This is a genomic window from Aestuariivirga sp. (assembly GCF_047600585.1).
In the GTDB taxonomy this organism is placed as follows: domain Bacteria; phylum Pseudomonadota; class Alphaproteobacteria; order Rhizobiales; family Aestuariivirgaceae; genus Aestuariivirga.
The window spans coordinates 1,239,501-1,263,931 of sequence record NZ_JASGKP010000001.1 but is presented as its reverse complement, the minus strand read 5'-3'; the positions used below and the strand labels follow the sequence as shown (position 1 = coordinate 1,263,931).

At 63.2% G+C, this 24,431-nt stretch carries 27 protein-coding genes and 2 pseudogenes; 15 read left to right on the top strand and 14 right to left on the bottom strand.

Annotation, left to right across the window (positions count from 1 at the left end):
- Positions 1 to 111: 111 nt before the first annotated feature.
- Positions 112 to 465 carry a hypothetical protein gene (locus tag QM801_RS06065; protein WP_415018315.1) on the bottom strand — a complete coding sequence of 118 codons (354 nt, stop codon included), beginning with the start codon at positions 463 to 465 and terminating at the stop codon, positions 112 to 114.
- A gap of 207 nt (positions 466 to 672) precedes the next feature.
- Here QM801_RS06065 and QM801_RS06060 point away from each other — a divergent pair, with 207 nt between their 5' ends.
- Positions 673 to 1,401 carry an SIMPL domain-containing protein gene (locus tag QM801_RS06060; RefSeq protein WP_415018314.1) on the top strand — a complete coding sequence of 243 codons (729 nt, stop codon included), beginning with the start codon at positions 673 to 675 and terminating at the stop codon, positions 1,399 to 1,401.
- 26 nt (positions 1,402 to 1,427) lie between these two features.
- On the opposite strand, the gene QM801_RS06055 is transcribed toward QM801_RS06060, so the two are convergent.
- Positions 1,428 to 1,871: a Crp/Fnr family transcriptional regulator gene (locus QM801_RS06055; protein WP_415018313.1), complete on the bottom strand. Its 444-nt coding sequence runs from the start codon at positions 1,869 to 1,871 to the stop codon at positions 1,428 to 1,430.
- 142 nt (positions 1,872 to 2,013) lie between these two features.
- Here QM801_RS06055 and iolE point away from each other — a divergent pair, with 142 nt between their 5' ends.
- Positions 2,014 to 2,913 carry a myo-inosose-2 dehydratase gene (iolE, locus tag QM801_RS06050; protein ID WP_415018312.1) on the top strand — a complete coding sequence of 300 codons (900 nt, stop codon included), beginning with the start codon at positions 2,014 to 2,016 and terminating at the stop codon, positions 2,911 to 2,913.
- A 65-nt stretch (positions 2,914 to 2,978) separates the two neighbouring features.
- Here the strand turns inward: iolE and QM801_RS06045 are convergent, their stop codons facing one another.
- From QM801_RS06045 to QM801_RS06035, 3 genes are all read right to left on the bottom strand, one after another.
- Positions 2,979 to 3,311: a hypothetical protein gene (locus tag QM801_RS06045; RefSeq protein ID WP_415018311.1), complete on the bottom strand. Its 333-nt coding sequence runs from the start codon at positions 3,309 to 3,311 to the stop codon at positions 2,979 to 2,981.
- A 143-nt stretch (positions 3,312 to 3,454) separates the two neighbouring features.
- Entirely contained in the window at positions 3,455 to 4,354 is a 900-nt protein-coding gene (locus tag QM801_RS06040; RefSeq protein WP_415020898.1) for an NAD(P)-dependent oxidoreductase, read from the bottom strand.
- Positions 4,355 to 4,373: 19 nt separating this feature from the next.
- Complete coding sequence (locus QM801_RS06035) at positions 4,374 to 5,567, bottom strand: mandelate racemase/muconate lactonizing enzyme family protein (RefSeq protein WP_415018310.1); 1,194 nt, start codon at positions 5,565 to 5,567, stop codon at positions 4,374 to 4,376.
- A gap of 138 nt (positions 5,568 to 5,705) precedes the next feature.
- On the opposite strand from QM801_RS06035, the gene QM801_RS06030 reads away from it, so the two are divergent.
- Positions 5,706 to 7,319, top strand: coding sequence for a GMC family oxidoreductase (locus tag QM801_RS06030; RefSeq protein WP_415018309.1), 1,614 nt, complete (start codon positions 5,706 to 5,708; stop codon positions 7,317 to 7,319).
- 1 nt (position 7,320) lies between these two features.
- On the opposite strand, the gene QM801_RS06025 is transcribed toward QM801_RS06030, so the two are convergent.
- A complete protein-coding gene (locus tag QM801_RS06025; RefSeq protein WP_415018308.1) occupies positions 7,321 to 7,584 on the bottom strand; it encodes a hypothetical protein in 264 nt (87 codons plus the stop codon).
- 46 nt (positions 7,585 to 7,630) lie between these two features.
- Positions 7,631 to 8,620 carry a GlxA family transcriptional regulator gene (locus QM801_RS06020; RefSeq protein ID WP_415018307.1) on the bottom strand — a complete coding sequence of 330 codons (990 nt, stop codon included), beginning with the start codon at positions 8,618 to 8,620 and terminating at the stop codon, positions 7,631 to 7,633.
- 83 nt (positions 8,621 to 8,703) lie between these two features.
- Here QM801_RS06020 and QM801_RS06015 point away from each other — a divergent pair, with 83 nt between their 5' ends.
- The 6 genes from QM801_RS06015 to QM801_RS05990 are packed head-to-tail and all read left to right on the top strand — an operon-like array spanning position 8,704 to position 15,367.
- On the top strand, positions 8,704 to 9,588 hold the full coding sequence (locus QM801_RS06015) for a 3-keto-5-aminohexanoate cleavage protein (protein ID WP_415018306.1): 885 nt from the start codon (positions 8,704 to 8,706) through the stop codon (positions 9,586 to 9,588).
- Positions 9,585 to 10,577, top strand: coding sequence for a 3-hydroxyacyl-CoA dehydrogenase NAD-binding domain-containing protein (locus tag QM801_RS06010; RefSeq protein ID WP_415018305.1), 993 nt, complete (start codon positions 9,585 to 9,587; stop codon positions 10,575 to 10,577). Before QM801_RS06015 ends, QM801_RS06010 begins: the two co-directional genes overlap by 4 nt.
- Before the next feature lie 29 nt (positions 10,578 to 10,606).
- On the top strand, positions 10,607 to 11,374 hold the full coding sequence (locus QM801_RS06005; protein WP_415018304.1) for an SDR family oxidoreductase: 768 nt from the start codon (positions 10,607 to 10,609) through the stop codon (positions 11,372 to 11,374).
- A 5-nt stretch (positions 11,375 to 11,379) separates the two neighbouring features.
- Positions 11,380 to 12,543 (top strand): acyl-CoA dehydrogenase family protein, encoded by a 1,164-nt coding sequence (locus QM801_RS06000; protein ID WP_415018303.1) that lies wholly within the window; start codon positions 11,380 to 11,382, stop codon positions 12,541 to 12,543.
- Positions 12,544 to 12,554: 11 nt separating this feature from the next.
- A complete protein-coding gene (locus tag QM801_RS05995) occupies positions 12,555 to 14,588 on the top strand; it encodes an acetate--CoA ligase family protein (RefSeq protein WP_415018302.1) in 2,034 nt (677 codons plus the stop codon).
- Complete coding sequence (locus QM801_RS05990) at positions 14,585 to 15,367, top strand: carnitinyl-CoA dehydratase (RefSeq protein WP_415018301.1); 783 nt, start codon at positions 14,585 to 14,587, stop codon at positions 15,365 to 15,367. The genes QM801_RS05995 and QM801_RS05990 overlap by 4 nt, the downstream gene beginning before the upstream one ends.
- Positions 15,368 to 15,471: 104 nt before the next feature.
- Here QM801_RS05990 and QM801_RS05985 read toward each other — a convergent pair whose 3' ends face one another.
- Positions 15,472 to 15,597, bottom strand: a complete 126-nt coding sequence (locus QM801_RS05985) for a hypothetical protein (RefSeq protein WP_415018300.1) — start codon at positions 15,595 to 15,597, stop codon at positions 15,472 to 15,474.
- A 120-nt stretch (positions 15,598 to 15,717) separates the two neighbouring features.
- On the opposite strand from QM801_RS05985, the gene gcvA reads away from it, so the two are divergent.
- Positions 15,718 to 16,671, top strand: a complete 954-nt coding sequence (gene gcvA, locus QM801_RS05980) for a transcriptional regulator GcvA (RefSeq protein ID WP_415018299.1) — start codon at positions 15,718 to 15,720, stop codon at positions 16,669 to 16,671.
- Between the two features lie 4 nt (positions 16,672 to 16,675).
- On the opposite strand, the gene QM801_RS05975 is transcribed toward gcvA, so the two are convergent.
- From QM801_RS05975 to QM801_RS05965, 3 genes are all read right to left on the bottom strand, one after another.
- Entirely contained in the window at positions 16,676 to 17,458 is a 783-nt protein-coding gene (locus tag QM801_RS05975) for an oxidoreductase (protein ID WP_415018298.1), read from the bottom strand.
- Positions 17,459 to 17,560: 102 nt separating this feature from the next.
- Entirely contained in the window at positions 17,561 to 18,004 is a 444-nt protein-coding gene (locus tag QM801_RS05970) for a L,D-transpeptidase (protein ID WP_415018297.1), read from the bottom strand.
- Between the two features lie 181 nt (positions 18,005 to 18,185).
- Positions 18,186 to 18,830: a hypothetical protein gene (locus QM801_RS05965; protein WP_415018296.1), complete on the bottom strand. Its 645-nt coding sequence runs from the start codon at positions 18,828 to 18,830 to the stop codon at positions 18,186 to 18,188.
- 7 nt (positions 18,831 to 18,837) lie between these two features.
- Here QM801_RS05965 and QM801_RS05960 point away from each other — a divergent pair, with 7 nt between their 5' ends.
- Positions 18,838 to 19,014, top strand: a complete 177-nt coding sequence (locus tag QM801_RS05960) for a hypothetical protein (RefSeq protein WP_415018295.1) — start codon at positions 18,838 to 18,840, stop codon at positions 19,012 to 19,014.
- Between the two features lie 72 nt (positions 19,015 to 19,086).
- Here the strand turns inward: QM801_RS05960 and QM801_RS05955 are convergent.
- Both QM801_RS05955 and QM801_RS05950 read right to left on the bottom strand, forming a co-directional pair.
- A pseudogene (locus QM801_RS05955) lies at positions 19,087 to 19,428 on the bottom strand (hypothetical protein); the annotation flags it as partial.
- 264 nt (positions 19,429 to 19,692) lie between these two features.
- Complete coding sequence (locus QM801_RS05950) at positions 19,693 to 20,796, bottom strand: ATPase inhibitor subunit zeta (RefSeq protein ID WP_415018294.1); 1,104 nt, start codon at positions 20,794 to 20,796, stop codon at positions 19,693 to 19,695.
- Positions 20,797 to 21,168: 372 nt separating this feature from the next.
- Between QM801_RS05950 and purC the strand changes: the two are divergent.
- Both purC and purS read left to right on the top strand, forming a co-directional pair.
- Positions 21,169 to 21,940 (top strand): annotated as a pseudogene (gene purC, locus QM801_RS05945) (phosphoribosylaminoimidazolesuccinocarboxamide synthase).
- A 2-nt stretch (positions 21,941 to 21,942) separates the two neighbouring features.
- Positions 21,943 to 22,182, top strand: coding sequence for a phosphoribosylformylglycinamidine synthase subunit PurS (gene purS / locus QM801_RS05940; RefSeq protein ID WP_415018293.1), 240 nt, complete (start codon positions 21,943 to 21,945; stop codon positions 22,180 to 22,182).
- Positions 22,183 to 22,487: 305 nt separating this feature from the next.
- Here purS and QM801_RS05935 read toward each other — a convergent pair whose 3' ends face one another.
- Entirely contained in the window at positions 22,488 to 23,237 is a 750-nt protein-coding gene (locus QM801_RS05935) for a hypothetical protein (protein ID WP_415018292.1), read from the bottom strand.
- A gap of 179 nt (positions 23,238 to 23,416) precedes the next feature.
- Between QM801_RS05935 and purQ the strand changes: the two genes are divergently transcribed.
- Both purQ and QM801_RS05925 read left to right on the top strand, forming a co-directional pair.
- Complete coding sequence (gene purQ, locus QM801_RS05930; protein WP_415018291.1) at positions 23,417 to 24,079, top strand: phosphoribosylformylglycinamidine synthase subunit PurQ; 663 nt, start codon at positions 23,417 to 23,419, stop codon at positions 24,077 to 24,079.
- A 107-nt stretch (positions 24,080 to 24,186) separates the two neighbouring features.
- Positions 24,187 to 24,327 carry a hypothetical protein gene (locus tag QM801_RS05925; RefSeq protein ID WP_415018290.1) on the top strand — a complete coding sequence of 47 codons (141 nt, stop codon included), beginning with the start codon at positions 24,187 to 24,189 and terminating at the stop codon, positions 24,325 to 24,327.
- Positions 24,328 to 24,431: the final 104 nt, after the last annotated feature.

The following is a 24,431-nucleotide window of genomic DNA, read 5'->3' as shown; positions in this document are numbered from 1 at the left end:
GCCTCCTTGGGCGTCGGGTGACGATAGACCCGCATAGCAGATTGGCCGGGGAATCGAAAACAGGCCAGAGGCGTGGATTGCCCCCAGCCAGTGTGTCCGGTGATCGCCCGATCAGTAGCGGGTGTTGAAATCGCCCAGCAACCGGTCTTCGAGGCAGCGGTCGCGCTCCTCGGTGTAGACCAGACCCCATTCGCGGGTCACCGTGCCGATGGAGGCCCGCTGCAGCCCGTTGCCGGCCACCTGCCGGGGAACCTGGTACTTGCGGCCATAGGCATGGACAGTGATGAAGCCCTGGGCGGCGGACTTATTGCCATCCAGGCGGACCACCTGTTGGGACATGTACCTGTCGGCAACCGCGGCGGCGTACTGGCGGCAGGCGACGCCCAGCGCGCTGTCGGCAAAGGCCGGCGTGGAAACGATCACGGAAACGGTAGCGGCAACACCCGCAAGGAAAACCTTACGCATAACAATCACCCAGATGAACAACGCCGCATCTCGTCCATCCTGCAATGGCACAGGACGTTAGTAAAGCGTTAAGCATGGTTAACGCGGGAGAGCGTAAACAGCGTGTGGGCAAGCGGCACTGCCCGCACTGCGTGTCATCATCGCAACACAATCGGCAGCGACAAGAACGCAATAAGCGCGGGGGCGCTTTCAGACGGAACTTCTCTCATGTCATCTCTATCGCGTGTGATTGCCGGCGGTCTCGTCGGCCTGGGCGTTGCTGCGGGCGGACTGCTCGCAGGCCAGTCCCTTGTGGAAAGCCGCCTCGGCTACCGGGTCGTGACGGTCAAGGGTCTCTCGGAACGGGAGGTCAAGGCCAACCTCGGCTTCTGGCCGATTCGCTTCGTCACCACCGGCCCCAGCCTTGAGGATGCGCGCGGCAAGCTGGAGACTTCCGAGCAGGCGGTGAAGCGATTCCTCACCACCAACGGCTTCGCCGAGGCGGACCTGCAGGTGCAGAACATCCAGGTGGAAGACCGGCTCGCCGGCTACAACGCGCAAGGCACGCCGGAGGACAGCCGCTTCGTGCTTACCGAGGATTTGCTCGTGCGTTCCTCGGAAGTGGACAAGCTGCAGAACTCTGCCCGCATGATCGGCGATCTGCTCAAGTCCGGCGTGGTCTTCTCGGCCGATGCCTACAACGCCGGGCCGTCCTTCATCTTCACGCAGGTGAATGACCTCAAGGGCGAGATGCTGACCGAGGCCACCAAGCGCGCCAAGGAGGCGGCAGAGAAATTCGCCGCCGAGTCGGGCGCCAAGGTGGGCGACATCCAGAGCGCCAATCAGGGCGTGATCGAGATCACGCCGGCGATCGAGATTCCAAACGACCGTCCGGAAAAGCAGGTGATGAAGAAGGTCCGCGTGGTCACGACCATCACCTATTTCCTCAAGGAGTAGGCCGCGCCATCAGGCGTGCAGGGCGCTCACTCCGTGGCAGGGCCATAGAGCGTTGCGAGAATCCGGCGAAGGAGCCCCTGCTCGCTGGCCTTGTCCTTGTTCTGCTTCGAGAGCTCCACGAGCAGCGCCGAGGTGGCGTCGAGCCGCCCGGCGACAAGTGCGGCCACGCGGCGGGCAAGTCCCGGCTCGCTGTCGAGCAGCGCGTTTGCATCCTTGATCACGCGCACCTTGGCCGGGCCTTCTGCCCGCACCGTGGCGCTGTAGGGCGTCCCGCGCAGCACCGACATTTCACCCACCAGCGTTCCCGGCTGATTGATGGTGGCGATGCTCACGCCATCGCGTAGGACCGCCAGCTTTCCGCTGAGGAGAATATAGAAATCCCCGCCGCCCTCGCCCTGCACCAGCAGAACCTCCTGATCCGAAAGGTCCCGTGTCGGTCGCGTTGCCGTCAATTCCTGGAGGCTGGCCATGATGTTTTTGTTCCCCAAAATCCCGGAAAAAACCTAGCCGTTCATATTTTTCCCGACAAGGGGATAGTTCCCGGCCACACCCGTTGAAGGATTGGCCATCCTGGCCTATGGGGCGGGAACCCTGACCCTGACGGAGCTTCACATGAAGGCCAAACTCGGCATGTCTCCCATCGCCTGGTGGAACGACGATCTGCCTGAACTCTCGGACGACGTATCGCTGGAAGAATGCCTGCGCCAATCGCGTTCGGCCGGCTTTACAGGCATGGAAAAAGGCCGGCGCTTCCCGGAGTCGGCCGCCGAAATGCTGCCCGTGCTGAAGAAGGCCGATGTGACGCTGTGCGGCGGCTGGTTCTCGGGCACCCTCACCATCGAGGACCTTGCCACCAACAAGGACCGCATCCAGCCCATGATCGAACTGTTCAAGGCGGTGAAGGCGCCTTGCATCGTCTATGGCGAAGTCGGCCTCTCGATTCAGGGTGACCGCTCCAAGCCGCTGGCGACCAAGGCCAAGCTCTCCGGCGACGAGATGAAGGCCTATGCCCGCCGCATGACCGAATTCGGAGAATGGTGCGCCGACCAGGGCATGCCGCTCTCCTATCACCACCACATGGCGGCTGTTGTGGAAACGGAAGCCGAACTCGACAGCTTCATGCACCACTCGGGCGCCGGCATTCCCCTGCTCTTCGATGCAGGCCACATGGCCTTTGCCGGTGGCGATGTATTGCGCGTGATCGACAAGCATCACAAGCGCATCACCCACGTCCACACCAAGGACGTCCGCATGGACGTGATCAACACACTCGACCGCAGCAAGGAAAGCTTCCTCGACGCCGTGATCAAGGGCGCCTTCACAGTGCCCGGCGACGGCTCGCTCGACTTCGAGGCGATCGTGAAGCGCCTCGCCTCCTACGGCTATGAAGGCTGGTTCGTGGTCGAAGCCGAGCAGGATCCGAAGACATCGCCGCCGCTCAAGATGGCGCAAGTGGGCGCGAAGGAACTCAACCGGGTCCTGAAACTCGCAGGTTACACCGTCGTCGCCTGACATCGTTCAGACCAAGCAAAAAAGGCCGGGAGACGTCCCGGCCTTCCTGTTTCAGATTGCTGCGATTACCAGCTGCGGCAATCGTCGTAAGCGCGCCAGTAGTACTTGTCCCACTTGGAACCGCTGTACACCATGCCGCCACCAGCACCGAGTGCGGCGCCGGCAACCGTGGACTTCTTGCCGCCCACGGCAGCACCCAGAAGACCGCCGACAACGCCGGCAGCAAGCATGTTCTGGGCGACCTTCTTGTTGGTCTTCTTGTTGGCGTACTTGCGGGCGTAGTTGTCGCAATAGGCGCGGCTGGCGGCCTGAGCGGTGGAACCCGTGGCAACGACAACCGGGAGGGAAAGCGAGGCAACCATGGCCGCGCTCATGACTGTGGAAATGATCTTCTTCATGGACTTTGCTCCTCGCTGTTTGATCCAGTACCGGCTGAATAACACTGCGACTCTGGCGAAAACATGAACCTGCCGTTCATCTGCCGTTCATGTTCATGGGACCCCAGTCATCGCATTCAGTAGTTCTGGCACAACGCCAGGTTTTATTCCAGCCTTGCGGGAAACCCCGGCGCTCGCAGGTCGGTTCCCAGGGCATCTTCCAGGAGTTTGGCAATCTGGGTGGATTGGGCCCCCCCACCGTAGACCGCCTTGCCCTTCATGAAGGTCTGGTTGGTCATGGAGGCCAGGTCGAGCGGCACCCCGAATTCCTTACCGAATGACATGGCGAAACCGAGGTCCTTGAGGGCCAGGTCCATGGTGAAGGCGATGTCGTAGCTGCCGTTCAGGATGAGCTGGCCTTCGGTCTCGTGCACGAAGCTCGTGCCGCTCGAGGCGGTGATGGCGTGCCATGCCTGGGCGAGGTCCAGCCCGCCGCGCTTCGCCAACATCAGCGCCTCCGCATCGGCGACGAGGTGGATGAAGGCGAGCATGTTGGTGATCACCTTGATGATCGCCGCAGACCCGACGGGACCCATGTGGAATATCTTTTTCCCGATCGATTGCAGGGCCTTGCGCTGGAACTCGAAGAGTTCGCTTTCGCCGCCGACCAGCACCGTGATCTCGCCCCGGGCCGCAAGGTGGACACCGCCCGTCACCGGGCACTCCAGCGTTCTCACGCCCTTGGCCTCAGCCATCTTGGACAGCCGGATCATCTCGTCCCGGCCGTTGGTGGAGTTCTCGAGCCAGGTGCTGCCCGGCTTCAAGGTCTCGAGGATTTGAGTGAGGACCTTCTCGGATACCGCGGGCGACGGAAGGCAGGTGAACACATGATCAACTTGGGCCGCGAGCGCCTGCGGGCTGTCCGCCCAGGTGGCGCCGGCGGCGACGTGCCGCTCGCCCAGTTTCCTGTCGATGTCGTTCACGACAACCTCGAAGCCATTGCGGATGAGGCTCATGGCGAGGTGGCCGCCCAGGTTGCCCAAGCCGATGTAACCGTATTTCATCATTGTCTCCTGACCGGGTTCAGTGCACCGGTTCGTTGGTCATCTCGAGGTGGAGGCGGTCACCGGTGTAGGGATGCGCCAGCGCCACCTCCTCGTTCAGCTCGATGCCGAGGCCGGGCTCGGTGGGCGGGATCACATAGCCCCCCTCCCAGCGAATCGGCTTCTTGAGGATCTGCGAATGGAAGCCGGTCCACGTCTCGATGCTTTCGAGAATGAGGAAGTTCGGCAGCGTGGCAGAGAAGTGGATGTTGGCGGCACCCTCGACAGGGCCGGCATAGAGATGGGGCGCGATCTGCGCGTAATGGGCTTCCGCCATGGCTGCGATCTTCTTCGCTTCCATGAGCCCGCCGACACGGCCCAGCGCCATCTGCAGGATCGAGGCGGCCCGGCATTCGAGCACGCGCGCGAATTCGTATTTCGTGGTCAGGCGCTCACCCGTGGCAACGGGGATCGACGTGCCGCGCGCCACCAGCGCCATTTCCTCGGGCTTCTCAGGCGGCGTCGGCTCCTCGAACCAGAGCGGATCGAATTGCTCGATCTTCTTGGCGAAGCGGATGGCGCCCGAGGCGGTGAACTGGCCATGGGTTCCGAACAGCAGGTCCGCCTTGTTGCCGACGGCCTCACGGATCAGTTTGCAGAACTTGACGCAGAGATCGATCGACTCGAGCCCCGGCTGGCGCGGATCGAAGGAGGAATAGGGTGCCGCCGGATCAAACTTGATGCCGGTGAAGCCCATCTTCACGTATTGCGCCGCGCGCTCCGCCGATTGCTCGGCGTTCCAGAAGATCGAGGAGTCCTGCCCCTTGCTCTCGTCGGGGTAGATGTATGTGTAGGAGCGCAGGCGCTCGTGCACCTTGCCGCCCAAGAGGTTGTAGACCGGCTGGCCCAGCGCCTTGCCCTTGATGTCCCAGAGCGCGATCTCAAGACCGGACAGCACGCCCATGAGCGAGACATCGGGGCGCAGCGTGTAGCCGGAGCCATAGACCTTGCGCCACAGCTTCTCGATCTCGAAGGGGTTCATGCCCTCGACGTAGCGCTGGAAGGTGTCCTCGATCATGGCGGTCATCGCCTTGGCGCCGAAGGTGGCACCGTAGCATTCGCCGATGCCGCTGATGCCGTTGTCGGTGGTGAGCTTCACGAAGGTGAAGTAGCGGCCGCCCCAGCCCGGAGGAGGATTGCCGACGATGAACACTTTCAGGTCCTTGATTTTCATGACGCGCGTTTCCTGCCTTTTCATCAGATTGGCAAAAACCGGAGGCTTCGGGAATGCCCTCCCCCCTGCTTCCCTTTCAGTTTTTTTCACCGATGCAGGGCTTTGAGGATGGCGGCCCATCCCGTAGATAACGGCTTCATGACATTCGACTTCATCATCGTGGGCGCGGGCTCCGCCGGCTGCGTGCTGGCTGACAGGCTTTCCGCCTCGGGCCGCCATTCCGTGCTGGTCCTGGAGGCAGGCGGCAGCGACCTCAGGTTCTACGTCCAGATGCCGCTGGGCTACGGCAAGACCTTCTACGACAAGACCGTGAACTGGCTCTACGCCACCGAGCCCGACCCCGGCCTCAACGGCCAGCGGGACCACTGGCCGCGCGGCAAGGTGCTGGGCGGCTCCAGCTCGATCAACGCCATGGTCTATATCCGCGGCCAGAAAGAAGACTACGAGAGCTGGAAGGCGGCGGGAAATCCCGGCTGGGGATGGGACGACGTGCTTGCGGTCTACAAGGCCATGGAGGACGTGGAGACCGGAGACGCTGCCTGGCACGGCCGCGGCGGGCCTCTTCACGTTACTGACCCGAGCCATGCGGTCCATCCCATGACGCGCGACTACATCAAGTCCTGCGAGGCTGTGGGCCTGAAGTTCAATCGCGACTTCAACGGCGAGACGCAGGAAGGCAGTGGCGTCTATCACACCACCACGAAGGGCGGCCTGCGCCTCTCGGCGGCGCGCGCCTTCCTGCGCCCGGCGATGAAACGCAAGAACGTAACGGTGGAAACAAATGCCTTCGTGACGAAGCTGCTGTTCAAGGGAACGCGCGTCACCGGCGTGGAATACGAGCACGCCGGTGTCCGCAAGACCGCGAAGGCGGGGCGCGAAGTGATCCTCTCGGGCGGTGCCGTCAATTCACCGCAGCTCCTGCAACTGAACGGCATAGGGCCCGCCCCACTTCTGAAGAAGCTCGGGATCGACGTCCGCATCGACCAGCCGAACGTCGGTGAAAACCTCGAGGACCATCTCGGCATCAACTACACCTACCGCATGAGGGTGCCGACGCTGAATGACGAGCTGCGTCCATGGTGGGGCAAGCTCAAGGTCGGGCTTCAGTACATCCTGTTCCGCAGCGGCCCCCTCAGCCTCTCGATCAATCACGGCGGCGGCTTCTTCAAGACCAATCCGGCGTATGACCGGCCGAACATGCAGCTCTACTTCCAGGCCTTCTCCACCCTGAAGCCGAAGGTGGGTGAGCGCCCCATCCTCTCGCCCGATCCCTTCTCGGGCATGTCGATCGGACTTTCCAATTGTCGCCCCACGTCACGCGGCACGATCTTCATCCGCTCCGCCGATCCGAAAGAGCATCCGGTCATCACCCCCAATGCCTTCGGCACGCAACACGACATCGACGAGATGCTGGCGGCCGTGAAATTCATCCGCAAGATCGCCGCTCAGGAACCCCTCAAGAACCTGATCATCGAAGAGCTGCGTCCGGGTCCCGCGATCCAGAGCGACGCCGACCTGATCAACGATTTCAAGCAGCGGAGCGGAACGGTCTATCATCCCTCCTGCACGTGCCGCATGGGACCGGACCCGAAAACATCGGTCGTCGATTCACGTCTGCGGGTTCACGGCGTGCAGAACTTGCGCGTCTGCGATGCCTCGGTCTTCCCCAACCTCATCGCCGGCAACACCAACGCGCCCGCCATGATGGTGGGCTGGAAAGGCGCAGAACTCATTCTGGAAGATGCGAAGTAGATCAGTGGCCGATCTTCACGGCGGCGAAATCCTGCGGATAGACAGGCTCGACGATGTAGTGCGGGATCAATGTCACGTAAGCCTCGCCGTCTGCGATGACGCGGCAGATATCACCTGAGACGGATGTCACGCGGCCTTCGCGGCCATCAGGCACCATGACCTTGTAACCGACCGTGCACCAGTTGTCCTTGGTCGGCGGGATGTAAGGCGTGATGTCACCCTGCGGGTACATTGCCGCCGTTGCGAACAGATAGGCTGCTGTCAATTTTCCCAATTGGCCGCCTCGTGCGTGGTCACTGCCCCAGACAGGGTTAATTTGCCAGCGATTGCGGTGATTTGGCAAGAGGGTCCGGCACGCCGCTCCGGCCCTTGCGGAACTGGCTGGGTGAGAGCCCCGAGCGGCTGCGGAAGGCGCGTGAGAATTCGGCCAAGGTCGAAAAGCCCGCCGCCAGCGAAACATCGCGCACCGGCAGGTGGGAATAGGACAGCAGATGTTCGGCCCGCTCCAGCCGCAGGGCGCGATAGAAGCCCATGGGCCGCGTGCCAAGCTCATCGCGGAACAGCCGCTCCATCTGCCGCACCGAGAGATGCGCAATGCTGGCCAACTGGGCCGCAGACAGGGGCTCCTCGATCTGCTGCTCCATGGCCGAGATGATGGCGAGAAGGCGCGCATCCCCCGTGCCGAAGCGGGTGCGCGCCGAGGCGCGGACCTGCCCCTCCTGCTCGCGCGAACGGAAATGCACGAGCTGGTCGGCCACCAGCACCGAAAGTTCCCGGCCCATCAGGTCTGCGATCCATGCCAGCATCATGTCGATGGCGGCGGCACCACCCGCGCAGGTCATGCGGTCCCGGTCGCGCTCGAACAAGGCCTCCCGCACTTGCACGGCCGGATAGCTTTCGCGGAAGCCCGGCAGACTTTCCCAGTGGCACGTGGCGCGATAGCCATCGAGCACGCCTGCCTCCGCCAGCACGAACGGACCCGTATCGAGACCGGCGAGCAAGACCGTGGCGCGGGCGAGCTTCCGGATCGCGGAGAGCAAGGGCCGCCCTACCCCTGCCTCATGTTCATACGATGCGCAGACCATGGCCATGGCCGGCCGGCCCACATCGGCAAGCCCTCCACTCACCGAAACGGGAATGCCATTTGAGGCTGTTACCGGCTTGCCGTCCGCCGAAATGAAGCGCCAGGAGAAGGCGCCGTTCGCAAAACGGTTGGCCACGCGCAGGGGCTCCATGGCGCCGTAGAGCGCGATCATCGAAAAGCGGGGCACCAGCAGGAAGGTGACGTCAAAACGGGCCATGACGTATTTTGGCAAACTGTGGCGAAAAATGTCAAATCACCTTTTTGCCCCCGGATAGTCTCCGGCCCAATTGGAGGAAGACCATGCAGCCAAAAGTCATCATCACCTGTGCCGTCACCGGCGCAGGCGACACGGTGGGCAAGAGCCCCCATGTCCCCGTCACTCCCGAGGAGATCGCCAATGCCGCCCTTGAGGCCGCAAGCGCCGGCGCCACCGTGGTGCACTGCCACGTTCGCGACCCCAAGACAGGCAAGGGCTCGCGCGACACGAACCTCTATCGCGAGGTGATGGAGCGCATCCGGGCGAAGAACAAGACCGTCATCATCAACCTGACCGCTGGCATGGGCGGCGACGTTGTCGTTGGCGACGGCGAGAAGCCGCTCGAGTTCGGACCCGGCACCGATTGCGTGGGGCCGCTGGAACGCCTCGTCCACGTCAAGGAATTGCGCCCGGAAATCTGCACGCTTGACTGCGGCACGCTGAACTTCGGCGACGGCCAGTCGATCGTGGTGCAGACGCCGACGCAGCTGCGCAAGCAGGCGGAACTGATCAAGTCCTACGGCGTGAAGCCCGAAATGGAAATCTTCGACTCGGGCAATCTCTGGTTCGCCAACCAGTTGGTGAAGGAAGGCCTGATCGCGGATCGGCCGCTCTATCAGCTCTGCCTCGGCATTCCGTGGGGCGCGCCCTACAACACCGAGACCATGGCCTATCAGAAGAGCCAGTTGCCCGAGAACGCCATCTGGGCCTCCTTCTCCATCGGCCGCAACCAGATGCAGGCGGTGGCACAGGCCGTGCTGCTCGGCGGCCATGTGCGCGTCGGCCTCGAAGACAATCTCTGGCTCGAGAAGGGTGTGCTCGCCACCAACGGCGCGCTCGTCGAGAAGGCGGTGAAGATCATCGAACTGCTCGGCACCAAGGTGGCGACACCGGACGAAGGCCGCGAGATCCTGGGGATCACGAAATGAAGATCAAGACCGTTGGCATCGCCGGAACCGGCCTCATCGGCGCAGGCTGGGCCGCCCGTCTCCTCTTCCGCGGCTTCGACGTCATTGCCTACGACGTCTCGCCCGCCGCCGAAGAGAGGCTGAAGGCGCAGATCAAGACGGCCTGGCCATCGCTGGAAGCGCTGCTCGGCAAGCCGAAGAAGAAAGGCAAACTCACCTTCACCACCGATCTTTCCCACATGGCCTCGAAGTCCGACTTCATCCACGAGGCGGCACCGGAACGGGAAGATCTCAAGATCAAGCTGTTCAGGGACATCGATGCGGCGGCGCGGCCTGATGTCGTCATCGCCTCGTCGTCCTCCGGCTTCCTGCCCACCAACCTGCAGAGCCAGTGCAAGCATCCCGAACGCGTGATCATCGGCCACCCCTTCAACCCGGTCTATCTGCTGCCGCTCGTGGAAACCGTGCCGGGCGAGAAGACCTCGGCTGAAGCCATGGATCGTGCGGGGGAATACTTCGAGGCGATCGGCATGCAGGTGCTCCGCCTCAAGAAGGAGATCATGGGCTACATCTGTGACCGCCTTCAGGAAGCGCTGTGGCGCGAGGCGCTGCATATCCTCAACAAGGACATCGGCACCACTGGCGACATCGACGATTCGATCGTCTACTCCGCCGGCATGCGCTGGGCCTTCATGGGCTCGTTCCTCACTTATCACGTGGCGGGCGGCCCCGGCGGCATGCGCGACTTCATCAAGCAGTTCGATCCCACGCTGGAACTGGACTGGACCGACCTCAAGTTCCCGAAGTGGAACGCCGCCCTCGAGACCCGGCTGGTGGAAGGCTGCGAGGCCCAGGCCGCAGGCCGTTCCGTGCGCGAGATCGAAGCCAAGCGCAACGCCATCCTCGTCGACATGATGAAGCTCTTCAAGAAACACAAGATCGGCGCCGGCCTTGTGCTGGAGCGGGAAATGAAGGCAAAGAAGAAGCCCGCCGCGCGCAAGAAGAAGTAAGCCCCGCGCGCCGCCAAGGGAGGGAAACCATGCCGCAACGTGTCATGATCACCGCCGCCGCCAGCGGCATCGGGCGTTCCATCGCCAAGGCTTTCCACGAGGATGGCGCGCAGGTCCACATCTGCGACGTCAACGAGGCAGCCCTCGCAGCCTTCCGCGAGGAGTTCCCCGATATCGCCGCAACGCATGTGAACGTGACCTCCGAGGCGGAGATCGAGAACTGGTTCGACGAGGCGCTCGATGATCTGGGCGGCCTCGACGTGATGGTGAACAATGCCGGCATCAAGGGCCCCACCGCGCCCGTGGACGACATCGACTTCGCGGACTGGCGCGAGTGCCTCTCCGTCGGCATCGACAGCTACTTCCTCTGCGCCCGCAGGGCCGCACCCCTGCTCAAGGACCAGAAATCGGGCACGATCATCAACCTCTCCTCCACCGCCGGCCTCTTCGGCTTTGGCAACCGCACGCCCTATGCGGCGGCGAAGTGGGCGGTCGTGGGCTTCACCAAGTCTCTCGCCATCGAACTCGGGCCCTACAAGTGCACCGCCAACGCCATCTGCCCCGGCACGGTGCGCGGCGACCGCATCAACCGCGTGATCCAGGGCGAGGCGGACATCCGCGGTATGCCCTTCGAAGTCGTGGCCAAGCAGATGGTGGGCGGACAATCCATCGAACGCTTCGTCGAGCCCGAGGAGATCGCCGACCTCGCCCTCTTCCTTGCCTCCCCCGCCGCCAAGATGATCAACGGCCAGGCCATCGCTGTCGATGGCCACACCGAAACCTTCCACATCAGGTAAGCCTCATGGATTTCTCCCTCAGCGACGAACAGCAGATGATCATCAAGACGACGCGCGATTTCGTCGTCAATGAACTCTATCCCCACGAAGCCGAGATCGAGGAAACCGGCGTGCTCCGGCACGACCTCCGCGACGCGCTGAAGAAGAAAGCGATCGAGGCGGGGCTCTATGCCGCCAACATGCCTGCGGAGGTGGGGGGCGCTGGCCTCGATACGCTAACATGGGTGCTTTACGAAAAGGAACTGGGCAAGGCCAACTATGCCCTGCATTGGACCTGCGTGGCGCGGCCCTCCAACATCCTCATGGCCTGCAATGCCGAGCAGCGGGAGAAGTATCTCTTTCCGGCGATCCGCGGCGAGGCCGGCGACTGCCTTGCCCTCACCGAACCCGGCATCGGCTCGGACCTGCGCGGCATGAAGACCTTTGCGAAACAGGATGGCGACTGGTTCGTGATCAACGGCACCAAGCACTTCATCAGCCACGCCGACGAGGCGACGTTCTGCATCCTCTTTGCCGCCACGGGTGAGGAAGACACACCGCGCGGCAAGAAGAAGCTGATCACCGCGTTCCTCGTCGACAAGGATACGCCGGGCTTCACCACCCGCATGGGCTACAAGAACGTGAGCCATCGCGGCTACAACAACTGCATCCTCGAATTCACCGATTGCCGGGTGCACAAGTCGCAGGTTCTGGGCGAGATCCACAAGGGCTTCGAAGTGGCGAACGACTGGCTGGGTGCCACCCGCCTGCAGGTCGCCGCCACCTCCATCGGCCGGGCCGAACGCGCGCTTGAACACGCCAAGCAGTATGCGGTGGACCGCGTGCAGTTCGGCCAGCAGATCGGCAAGTTCCAGGGCGTCTCGTTCAAGCTCGCCGACATGGCGCTCGAACTTAAGGCGGCGGAACTGCTCACCCTCGAGGCCGCGTGGAAGTTCGACAACAAGACCGTGACCGACATGGACATGGCCATGGCGAAACTGAAGGCCACCGAGATGCTCGCCTTTGTCGCCGATGAAGCGATCCAGATCCACGGCGGTATGGGCCTGATGAGCGACCTGCCGCTGGAACGAATCTGGCGCGATGCCCGCGTGGAGCGCATCTGGGAAGGCACCAGCGAAATCCAGCGCCACATCATCAGCCGCGCCCTGCTGCGCCCGCTGGGCGGCTGACGGACGTTCGCATGTCGCTCAAGCAACTGATTTTCCCGCGCTCGATCGCCTTTGTCGGCGGCAATGAATGCGAGATCGCCATCCGGCGCACCATGGAACTGGGCTTTGCCGGCAAGATCCATGCGATCCACCCGAAGCGCGAGCAGCTCGCCGGTATCGCCACCAAGCGGTCGGTGGCGGAGATCGGTGAACCGGTCGATGCCGCCTTCGTGGCGGTGAAGCGCGAGCCCACCGTGGAGGTCGTGCGCGAATTGCGTGACCTCGGCTGTGGTGGCGCGGTGATCTATGCTGCGGGCTTCGCCGAGGCGGGCGACGTGGCCCTGCAGAACGAATTGATCAAGGCGGCGGATGGCATGCGCCTGATGGGGCCCAATTGCTACGGCTTCGTCAATGTTCTCGCCAATGCCGCGCTCTGGCCGGATGAGCACGGCATCAAGCCCGTCAAAAAGGGCGTCGCCATCATCACCCAGTCCGGCAACATCGCCTGCAACCTCACCTTCACGAAGCGCGCACTGCCGCTTGCTGCCGTGTTCACCATCGGGAACCAGGTGGATGTGGACATGGCAGCGATGGTCGCCGAGCTTGCAGATGACGAACGTATCTCGGCCATAGGCCTCCATGTGGAGGGGCTGAAGGACGTTGCCGCCTTCGCCCGCGCCTGCGAAACCGCCCGCGCCGCACAGAAGCCCGTGGTGGTGCTCAAGACCGGCCGCTCCGAACAGGGTGCCAAGGTGGCGCTGAGCCACACCTCGTCGCTGGCAGGCGCCGACACGCTCTACGATGCACTGTTCGAGCGCCTGGGCGTGGCCCGCATGACCTCGATCACCGCCTTCGTCGAGACGCTGAAGTTCCTGCACTTCGGCGCAACGGGTGGCGGCAGGCTCGTCTCGCTCTCCTGCTCCGGCGGTGAAGCGGCACTTGCAGCCGATCTCTCTGTCGGACGCGGCGTCTCGTTCCCGCCGTTTGATCCGGTCACGAAAGAAAAGGTCTCGGCGACACTCAACGAATTCGTCTCGATCGACAATCCGCTCGACTACCACACCTTCATCTGGAACCAGGAAGAGAAGCTCACCAACACCTTCACCGCCGTGCTCTCGGGCGGCTTCGATGTGGGCATGCTCATCCTCGATACGCCGACTCAGGCCCACCTCAACCCGGCGGCGTGGCTGAAGACGGCGCGCGCCTTCAAGGTCTCGGCCCTCGCCAACAACGCCCGCGCAGCGGTCGTCGCTACACTTCCCGAATGCCTGCCGCTGGACCTCGCCGACGATCTGGTGGCGGATGGCATCGCCCCCATGTTCGGGCTGGACGATGCCCTCACCGCCTTCGAGGCCGCCGCGAAGATCGGCGCCAACTGGGCCCGCACGGACAAGCTCCCACCCGTATCGTCGCCCAAAGCCAGCGTCGGAGAGGCGAAGACCCTGAGCGAGATCGAGGCGAAGGCGCTGCTCAAGTCGCACGGGCTCAGCGTGCCGCAGGGCCGCGAATGCAGCATTGCCGATGCGCCCGGTGTGGCCGCAGAGATCGGCTTTCCGGTCACCCTCAAGGTCTCTTCCGCAGCCATCGCCCACAAGACGGAAGCGGGCGGCGTGAAGCTCAACCTCACGAGCAAGGACGAGGTCGCCGCGGCGGCCCACTCCATGGCGCATCTTTCTGACAAGGTGCTGGTCGAACGCATGGTCAAGGGCGCCGTGGCCGAACTCATCATCGGTGTGAACCGCGATCCGCAATTCGGGCTTGCCCTCGTGATCGGTGCGGGTGGCGTGCTGACCGAACTCCTCAAGGACTCCTCTGCCCTGCTTCTCCCCACCTCGCGAGCGGAGATCGAGCGCGCCGTGAAGGGCCTCAAGGTCTGGACACTGATCGAAGGCTTCCGCGGCAAGTCCGGTGACCGCGAGGCCGTGTTCCGCGCCATCGAAGCCGTGGCAGCCTTTGCCGCCGCCGCAGGTCCGGCGCTCGATGAACTTGACGTCAATCCCCTGCTCGTCCTCCCGGACGGCGCAGTTGCAGTCGATGCCCTGATCCGCATGAGGCCCATAACATGACCAACCCAATCAAGACCGAGCGCCGCGGCGCTGTTCTCGAAGTGACGATCGATCGCCCCAAGGCGAACGCCATCGATGCTGCCACAAGCCGCATCATGGGCGATGTCTTCGCCAGCTTCCGCGACGATCCCGAGCTGCGCGTCGCCATCCTCACCGCCACGGGTGAGAAATTCTTCTGCCCGGGCTGGGACCTGAAAGCCGCTGCCGCTGGCGAAGCACCGGACGTGGATTACGGTGTTGGCGGCTTTGGCGGCCTGCAGGAACTGAAGGGCCTCAACAAGCCGGTCATCTGTGCCGTGAACGGCCTCGCCTTCGGCGGCGGCTTCGAGATCATGATCTCCTGCGACATCATCATCGCGGCCGAGCATGCCACCTTCGCGCTGCCCGAGATCAACTCCGGCACGGTGGCGGATGCCGCCACCATCAAGCTGCCGCGCTTCATTCCCTATCACGTGGCGATGGAACTGCTCTTCACCGGGCGGCGCATCGACACCGCGGAAGCAAAGCAGTGGGGCATCATCAACGAGGTGGTGCCGGCGGACCAGCTCATGACCCGCGCCCGCGCCGTGGCGGCACAGCTCGCCGAAGGGCCGCCGCTCGTCTACGCCTGCATCAAGGAGATCGCGCGCGAGACCATGCACCTTCCCATCCATGAGGCCTTCCACATGGTGACGAAGCGCAAGCTCAAGACAGTGGACGTGCTGTATTCTTCCGAAGACCAGCTCGAAGGTGCGCGCGCCTTTGCGGAGAAGCGGAAGCCCGTGTGGAAGGGCAAGTAAGCGCCTTCGCAACCGCAAAAGAAAATGGCCGCGCCCGTTGGGGCTGCGGCCATTTCAGTTTGGCGGGGAGTGTATCCGCCGGATGGGGTATCTGATCGGGACGATCAGTTGCCGCCGAAGTGCGAAGAGAGAGCGACCTGGACGTAGGTCTTCTCCAGCATGCGCTGGGCTTCGACGTCGGTGGTGAAGGCCTTGCGGAGGACCTGGGCGGTGCGGGTGAGGAGCTTCATGGGGTTAACTTTCTTTAACTAATGTTGATGATGATCATATAGATCATTGTGATTCAAAGGGGAAACGACTAATTCTTTCAGCATCTTCAAATTACGTTTGAAGATAGAAGCGGATCAGCCATGATAGAAATTTTTCCCGGACTGCGCTCCCTGCGGGCCTTCGATGCTGCAGCCACCACCCTGAACTTCACCCGGGCCGCCGAGGTGCTGGGGGTAACACCGGCGGCAATCAGCCACCAGATCAAGGAGTTAGAGGCCGTCGTGGGGGTACCGCTGTTCAGCCGGACGAGCCGGTCCATGGCCCTCACCCGCCAGGGAGAAATTCTCCATACCGCAGCGCACGAGAGTCTGGAGGTGCTGAGCCGGGCCCTCATCCGGATCAAACGGATGGAAAACCGGAAACAGATACGGGTCTCGGCCTCCCCCTCCCTTGCGGCCAAATGGCTGGTGCCCCGGCTGGACCGCTTTCTGGCCATGCACCCAGGCGCGGACGTCCGGGTCGACGTCTCCCATGCGGCGGTCGACTTCGACCGCGAGGATGTGGATGTGGCGATTCGCTTCGGCGAAGGCCGGTATGCGGGCCTCCGTTCGGCGATGCTGTTCCAGGACAACGTCTTCCCGGTGTGCAGCCCCAAGATCATCACCAAGGAACGCCCGCTCAAAACCCCGCGCGACCTCCTGCGCTACACCCTCATTCACCTCGACTGGGAAGCCCAGGGCTCCCCGTGGCCGAACTGGAAGATGTGGATGAAGGCGGCGGGCATCAATGATTTCGATGACAGCGCCGGACTTCACTTCGGCCAGACCTCCTACGCGGTGCAGGCGGCCATCGACGGGCTGGGCGTGGCGCTGGGCGATTCGAACCTCGTGGCCGACGACCTTGCGGCCGGGCGGCTGGTGAAACCCTTCGAGCTTTCGCTGCGGGCGCCCAAGTCCTTCGCCTACTTCATCATCACCCGGCTTGATACGAGCGACGCGCCGCTGGTCGATGCCTTCCGCGACTGGTGCATGAGCGAAGCCAAGGCGACCGAGAACCGCCTCGCCGCCAATCATCCGGAGCAGCCGGCGGCGTGAAATCTCACTCTGGCGCCAGCGCCGGATGCGAATCGAATACGCCCGTCGGCATCTGCTCGTAGTCGATGACGGCGCCCGTCATCATCTGGGCAGGCGGCGAGACGAGGAACTGGCACAGCCCCGCCACGTCCTCCGCCTTCTGCAGGCGGCCGAAGGGCATGCGCTTGCCGATCACCTCGGCCCAATTCTCCGGCATCTTGTGGAAGGTGGTCTGCAGCCGGTGTTCGCCATCGGTCGCTACCCAGCCGAGATTGACGGCGAAGACGCGGATGCCCTCGCGCTTCCAGGCATTCGCCGCATTGCGCGACAGCACGACGAGCGCCGCCTTCGACGCCGCATAGACGCCGAGATTGGGCGGGCCGCCGTAGGAGAGCATGGAAGCGATGTTGATCACCACGCCGCCTCCGGCCTTGCGCATCTCCTTCGCCGCTGCCTGCATCATGAAGGTGGCCGCCTTCACGTTCACATCGAACATCTTGTCGAAGGCTTCGGGCGTCACCTCGTCGATGGACCAGCGCTCGGTATTGCCGGCGGCATTCACCAGCACGTCGACACGGCCAAAGCTCTTCACCGCAAGATCGACGGCGGCCTTCGGAGTCGCGGCGGCAGTAAGGTCGGCGGCGAGCACGGCACACTTGTCCTTGCCCAGCGCCGCCTGAACGGTTGCGAGGCCATCGGCATTGCGGTCCACCAGCACGCAGCCGGTGAAATCATGGGCGAGGAAGGATCGCGCGATGGCGGCTCCAAGACCTTGTGCTCCGCCTGTGATGATTGCCACGCGTCCCATGTTTTCCTCGCATTTTTCTTGTTCTCGGTGGCGCCCACGATGCGAAAAAGGCCCCGGTGCGTCAAGCACCGGAGCCTCGCGACATCAGACGTGCTGCCGTCCTCAGTCGGTGAGCGTGATGCGCGTGCGCTTCAGGCCGTAGCGGTGCACCAGCGCGTAGAGCTTCGCGGCATTGGCCGGATGCAGGCGCACGCAGCCATGTGAAGCGGGGCGGCCGAGATTACGGATGTAGCCGGTGCCATGGATGGCATAGCCGCCATGGAAGAACACCGAGTTCGGCATCGGCGAGTTGTCATACTTGCGCGAGTAGTAGACCTTGGCGGTGCGGGTGACGCCGAAGCTGCCGCGCGGCGTGTAGTAGCCCTTGCGTGCCGTGGACACGCGCCAGAAGGCATAGGGGAAGCCGTTCACCATCACCGACATGGTCTGCGAGCCGATGTCGATGTGGACGCGGACGGCCGGGTTTGCAGGCGCCGCCTCGACCGTGGTGAAGGTGATGGCGACCGCCGCCATGAGAGCGACGATGACGGACAGAATTTTCTTCATGTGATTGTTCCCCAGTTAGCCCCTCAATGACGGTCATCTGTATCCGATATCTGCACAGATGACCAGTTCCCGTTCGACGTGCAGAGGACAACCGGCGGGGGCCGCATGACGGGCCACATCACGGATTGCGCTCACCTTGCACACGCCCGGCTCGCAGGTGCGTGCCGTTGCGTGTCTGGGGTCAGTCGAACAGGAACTCCCGTCCGACCTTCACACGCCTCTCTCCGCCGTAGGAGACAATATCAGCCGTGGCATAGGTCTCGGTCAAGGTGGCAGGCAGGAAGGAACCAGTTCCCACCATGTTGAGGGGTGCGCGCGCCGCCCCCATGATCTGGCACTTCTCCGGGTTGAAGCCGGAAGAGCCCACGATCTGCGCATCCGGATAGCCGGCATTGTCGAGGGCCAGGCGGGCATGGATGATCGCCGCCACCGAGACGCCCTTGCCGAAGAGGATGCGGCGCACCTTGTCGACGAGGATGTTGCCGGGGTCCAGCTGGAAGGCGCGGCCGCCCAGCACCTGTTCCACGATGTTGTACTCGCCTGAGACCTTGAGCCAGTGGCCGACCACATCCACCGACTTCTCGTAGTCGAGGCCTTCCGAGAAGCGACCGCCGTGGGTATCGAGGCGGATGCCGAAGGACTTGCCCTCCTTGTCGAGCTTCTGCTCCTTGTAGAACCAGCGGGCGCAGCGGAGCGAATCCGTGATCTCGTGGCCGGTGTAGTCGACGAGTGCAGTGAGCGACTTCGCTTCGGGAATGGTGTCGTGGAAGAGCTTCATGGCGGCGAGCACGTCGCCACCGGTGTAGCCCACGAGTGCGTGGGGCATGGTGCCCATGCCGCCGCCTGCACCGAAGAAGGGCGCAGTCGAGATCCTGCGAGGAACCGATGAAGCCCTTGGCCTTGGCGTTGTGGCGGCGCGCCGCGACCGAGCCCACCATGGCGCCATAGGCCGCGAGGATGTTCATCTCCGCGCCCGAGGCGTGGCGGGCGTGCATGTCCATGAATCCTGAGTCCGGCATGGCGAGGCACATCTCGTAGGCGTTGTTGGCGCAGACGCACGGAAAGCCGATCTTCTGCAGCAGCACGGTTTCCACTTCCGAGAGCTTCTTCATGGAGCCGGTGATTTCCATGAGCTTGCGTTCAGAGGGCACCACCTCGCCTTCCTGCACGAGACGGCGGATCTTCACGTCGGGCACCAACGCGCGGGCGAGCCGGATCGCAGGTTCAAGAGCCGCAACGACACGACGGCGCATGAACACCGCGAAGGTCACTTCCGTGTCGCCATGGGCCGCGACGATACGCGAGGTGTTGGTGAAATACTTGTCGGTCTGGGCCTCGAGCGGGCCTGCCGCGTGGACGAGCGCAATCAGCTTGTCGAGAATGGCGGCATGCGCGGGGTTCAGCGTGGTGTCGGGCTTGTCCATGACAAGGCTTTTCGCCCGAATGGCCGGGGCCGTCAAATGGAAGGATGGGCGCGCGGCCGGGTCCGGGGTGCGAGAGATGGGTCTCTCCTCTTCCCGTCATGGCCCACGCATGAACGGGACTGTGGCTTCACAATCGTCACCCCCGCGAACGCGGGGGCCCAGCTTCCTTTGCCAAAGCTGGATTCCGGCTCGCGCGCGACATCTCGCTTTCGCTCGATCAAGGCGCGCGTCCGGAATGACGGAAGAATAGATAGACCTTTGACTTCAGCCCTTCAGGCTGGCCTGGAACGATGCCGTGCCCATGCGCATGAGTTCGGTATCGGTGGGGCCGGCGAGGAAGGTGAAGCCGATCTCGGCATAGGCCTTCACGCCATCGGCGGTGCCGGCAAAGGCGGCGGCGATGAGCTTGTGCTTCTTCGCTGCAGCGACGACCTTCTTCATGGCGTCGAGCGTGCCTTGCCCCAGACGGTCGATCTTGGCGCCGTTCGACAGCGCAATCGAGAGATCGCTCGGGCCGACGAACAGGCCATCAAGGCCCGGCACGGCGGCAATCGCCTCCACGTTGTCGAGGGCTTCCTGCGTCTCGATCATGGCGAGCACGAGGGTCTCGTGATTGGCCTGCTTGAGATAGTCGCCAGCGCTCACGCCCGCCGACTGCAGCATGGTGTAACCGCCCCAGGAGCGCTGCCCCACGGGCGGATACTTCGCGGCCTTCACCAGCGCCTTCACCTGCTCCACCGAATTGGTCATCGGCGCGATCACGCAGGCCGCGCCCATGTCGAGGGCGGAGTTGACGATGCCGGGATCATTCCAGCGTACACGCATGATCGACGGCACACCCACGGCATTGATGGCGGCCACCATCTGCGCGGCCTCGCCCATGTCGATCGTCGAGTGCTGCAGGTCGAGGGCAACGGCGGGAAAGCCGAGCCGGGCGATCTGCCCGGCAAGCTGTGCGCCGGGCGTGCCTACCCACGGGAAGATGAGCAGCTCGCCCGTGGCCAGCCGCTTGCGAAGCGCGAAGGAAGCACCCGACACCGGCGTCAGCCCTGTGCCTTGATCTGCTGGATCGCCTCGGCCATCAGTTCGTCCATGGTGCGGCGGATTCTGATGCTCTGACTGGCTCACGTTCTTGGCGGTGAAGTCCTTCAGCACCTTGCGCACCACGTCATCATCGCCCGCCTCTTCGAAATCGGCGGCGACGACTTCCTTGGCGTAGGATTCGGCGGCAGCGCCCGAGAGGCCCAGCTTCTCGGCAGCCCAGAGACCCAGCAGCTTGTTGCGGCGGGCGGTGGCCTTGAAGCGGAGTTCCTCGTCGTGGGCGAACTTCTTTTCGAAGCTCTCCTCGCGCTTGTCGAATGTCGTCATCGTGTGTCTCCCAGATATGGCCTCCCCATAGCATGAGGCAGCGGCAAATCAATTTCCGATTTCGTAATGTCGATTCCCCTTTTCAAGGCAGGGACTTGGGCGCTTCCGGTACCCTCGTGGCGGGCCACCCTGCCCTGCCCCCGGAAGCCCAGGCCGAAGGCCCCGAACCCCGCCCTGAATCATCGCCGTTGTGCGCCGCAGCATTCTGCCCTATAGGGCGCAGCGAGTTTTTCCACCCCACCCCATATTCCATGTGTGTCAGGCCCCTGCCGTGGTAAACGTCGGGCCAGTGCGCGTCCCGGGCCAGAGGCCTGTCCGGGGCACACCGCGCCAGTTACAAGAAGGCAGAGAGCGTCTTTGAGGATTTACAGAATGAACAACAAGCGCACCCGCATCTACGAGGGCAAGGCCAAGATCCTGTACGAGGGTCCGGAGCCCGGCACCGTGGTTGTGCATTTCAAGGATGACGCCACTGCTTTCAACGCCGAGAAGAAGGCGGTGATCGAGGGCAAGGGCGTGCTCAACCAGCGCATCTCCGAATACCTCTTCACCAAGATCAACGAGATGGGCTTGCCCACCCATTTCATCCGCTCGCTCAACATGCGCGAACAGCTTGTGCGCGAAGTGGAGATCATTCCGCTCGAAGTGGTGGTGCGCAATGTCGCCGCCGGCTCGATCTCGAAGCGTCTCGGCATCGAGGAAGGCAAGCAGCTGCCGCGCTCGATCATCGAGCTCTACTACAAGAACGACAAGCTCGGCGATCCCATGGTGACGGAAGAACACGTGACCGCCTTCGGCTGGGCCACGCCCCAGGAGATGGACGACATCGTCCACATGGCCGTCCGCATCAATGATTTCCTCTCCGGCCTTTTCCTCGGCATCGGCATCCGCCTCGTCGACTTCAAGCTGGAGTTCGGCCGCTACTACGAGAACGACATGATGCGCGTGGTGCTGGCCGACGAGATCAGCCCCGACAACTGCCGCCTCTGGGATCTCGAAGACCAACGACAAGCTCGACAAGGACCGCTTCCGCCGCGACATGGGCGGGCTGGTGGAGGCCTATCAGGAAGTGGCCAAGCGCCTCGGCATCATCCAGCAGGGCGAGATCGTGGAACGCAGCCTCAAACTTGTGAAGAACGACTGACCATGAAAGCGAAGATCAAAGTCACCCTCAAGACCGGCGTTCTGGACCCTCAGGGCAAGGCGATCGAAGGCGCGCTTGGTTCGCTGGGCTTCGACGGCGTCAACGGCGTACGCCAGGGCAAGTACTTCGAGATCGAGCTGGCAGAGACCGATCGCGCCAAGGCGGAAGCCCAAGTGAAGGCCATGTGCGAGAAGCTCATCGCCAACACGGTGATCGAGAACTACGCCATCGAGCTGGGGTAGAAAAGATGCGTCACCGCTAGCGAAGGCGGGGGCCCAGCTGCTTCTTTCGCACATATGATCGACCCAAGCTGGATTCCGGCTCGCGCGCGACATCTCGCTTACGCTCGATCAAGGCGCGCGTCCGGAATGACGGGATGAAATAGTCGTCCGAGTTACTCCGTCACCCCCGCGAAGGCGGGGGCCCAGCTGCTTCTTTCGTACATCAATCCACCAAAGCTGGATTCCGGCTCGCGCGCGGCATCTCGCTCGCGCTCGATCGAGGCGCGCGTCCGGAATGACGGCATAGGAGCAATTGCGATTGCGCCCTACATCCCCACGCGCTTGCGTGGCGGTGGGCGGGGCGGCATCGGTTCGAAGATGTCTTCATCCTCGTCGAAAGCGCGGAGCGGCGGCTCGCCCTCCTCGGCCTCATCGTCCTCATACAAATCGTCGTCATCATCCTCGTCTTCATCCCCATCGCCGAGCGACGGCGCGCGGCGGGCGTGGCGGCGCGACTTGCGCTGCACCGGCACGGGTGCGGCCATCCGGTAGAGAATGAGGCCCAGCAAGGCGAGCACGATCGAGCCCGTCATGAAGAGGAGCGAGCGCACGAGGTCGCCCCAGGTGATGTCCGTCTTCACGTCGTTGAGGCGGTTGGGATTGACGTAGATCATCACCTTGCCGCCCTGGGCCAGCTTCTCGGGATCGAAGGCGGAGGTGGGCAGCTTCACCTTCTGCTCGAGGCCGCTCGCCTGATAGGAAAGCGTCACGGTGCCGGCGCGCACCACCTTGAAGGCCTGGCCGGAATTGTTGCTGAGAAGTGAGCCCGCTGCGTCGCAGTCCATCGAGGTGATGGTTTCGCCCGCGCCGCCTTGTGCCTTGCCGGTGACATCGCAGTGCTCGTCGAGTTCCGTGATGGTGGCGGATACGTCCATGTAGAACTTGATCTGCGATTGGCGGAAGGCCAGCAGGCCGACGATGCCGAGGGCCGAAACCACGCCCACCAGCACGAGCACGAGCGCAAGCTTCTGCACGCCGGTGAGAGGCATGGCCCGCCGCCGCCGAAAGCGCTTCAAGATGCCCTCTCGGGCCATGACAACCGACCTTTTCCGCCCCCGGAGAGACCCGCGCTTTACTCCGGAATTCCTTGGCGGAAAACCGTGAAGTTCCCACTTTGTGAATCCCCCGTGATCCGCTAAGCGAAGCGCCAGAATTTCCCGGGCCTTCGGGCCTTTTTCCCACGGATGCCAGTACCATGAAATCCGCCGTCATCGTCTTCCCCGGAATCAACCGCGAGCGCGACATGATGCGCGCACTCGAATCAACGACGGGGGTGAAGCCGGTCGCCGTGTGGCACACGGAAACCGCGTTGCCGAAGGTCGATCTCGTGGTCGTGCCGGGCGGCTTCTCCTATGGCGACTACCTGCGCTGCGGGGCCATCGCGGCACGTTCACCCATCATGGCAGATGTGAAGGCCAAGTCTTTGAAGGGACTGAAGGTTTTTGGTGTCTGCAACGGCTTCCAGATCATCACCGAAGCGGGTCTCCTGCCCGGTGCCCTGGTGCGGAACGCAAGCCTGCACTTCGTCTGCCGCGAAGTGAAGCTGCGCATCGAGAACAACACGACGTGGTTCACCAACCGCATGGCCAAGGGCAGCACCGTCTCCTGCCCCGTTGCCCACGGCGAAGGCAACTATCTCTGCGACCCCGAGACACTGAAGCGCCTCGAGGGCGAGAACCGGGTGGTCTTCCGCTATGCCGACGGCACCAATCCCAACGGCGCCACCAATGACATCGCCGGGATCATGAACGAGGCCGGCAACGTCATCGGCATGATGCCGCATCCGGAAAACATGATCGAGCCCATCCACGGCAAGACCGACTGCCGCCCCCTCTTCGAGGGCCTGCTCGCGGCGTAACGCTTCGGCAACCGTGACATCCGTTAAGACTCCCGAAAGCTCGAATTTTAGCGGTTCCTGACGCTGCCCGTGGCAGAACAGCCTGAGGTTACGTGAGGCTTCTGCACATGACAAAATTCATCTCGAAATTGCTCGGCCGCAAGAGCGACGCTGCAAACGAGGCCGAAGCATCGGCCGCGCAGCAGCGGCTTTTGGCCCGTGTTGCAAGGGTTTCTGCGCCACAGGCCAATGCCGCCAAGGGCGGTTAACAAAACGTTTCGAGCCAATCTTTCCCAAAACTCAAGCTCCGCGGTTAACAGGTCCTGAACCTCGATCGGTGTTAACGGTAGATTAACACGATCAAATAGGGCCC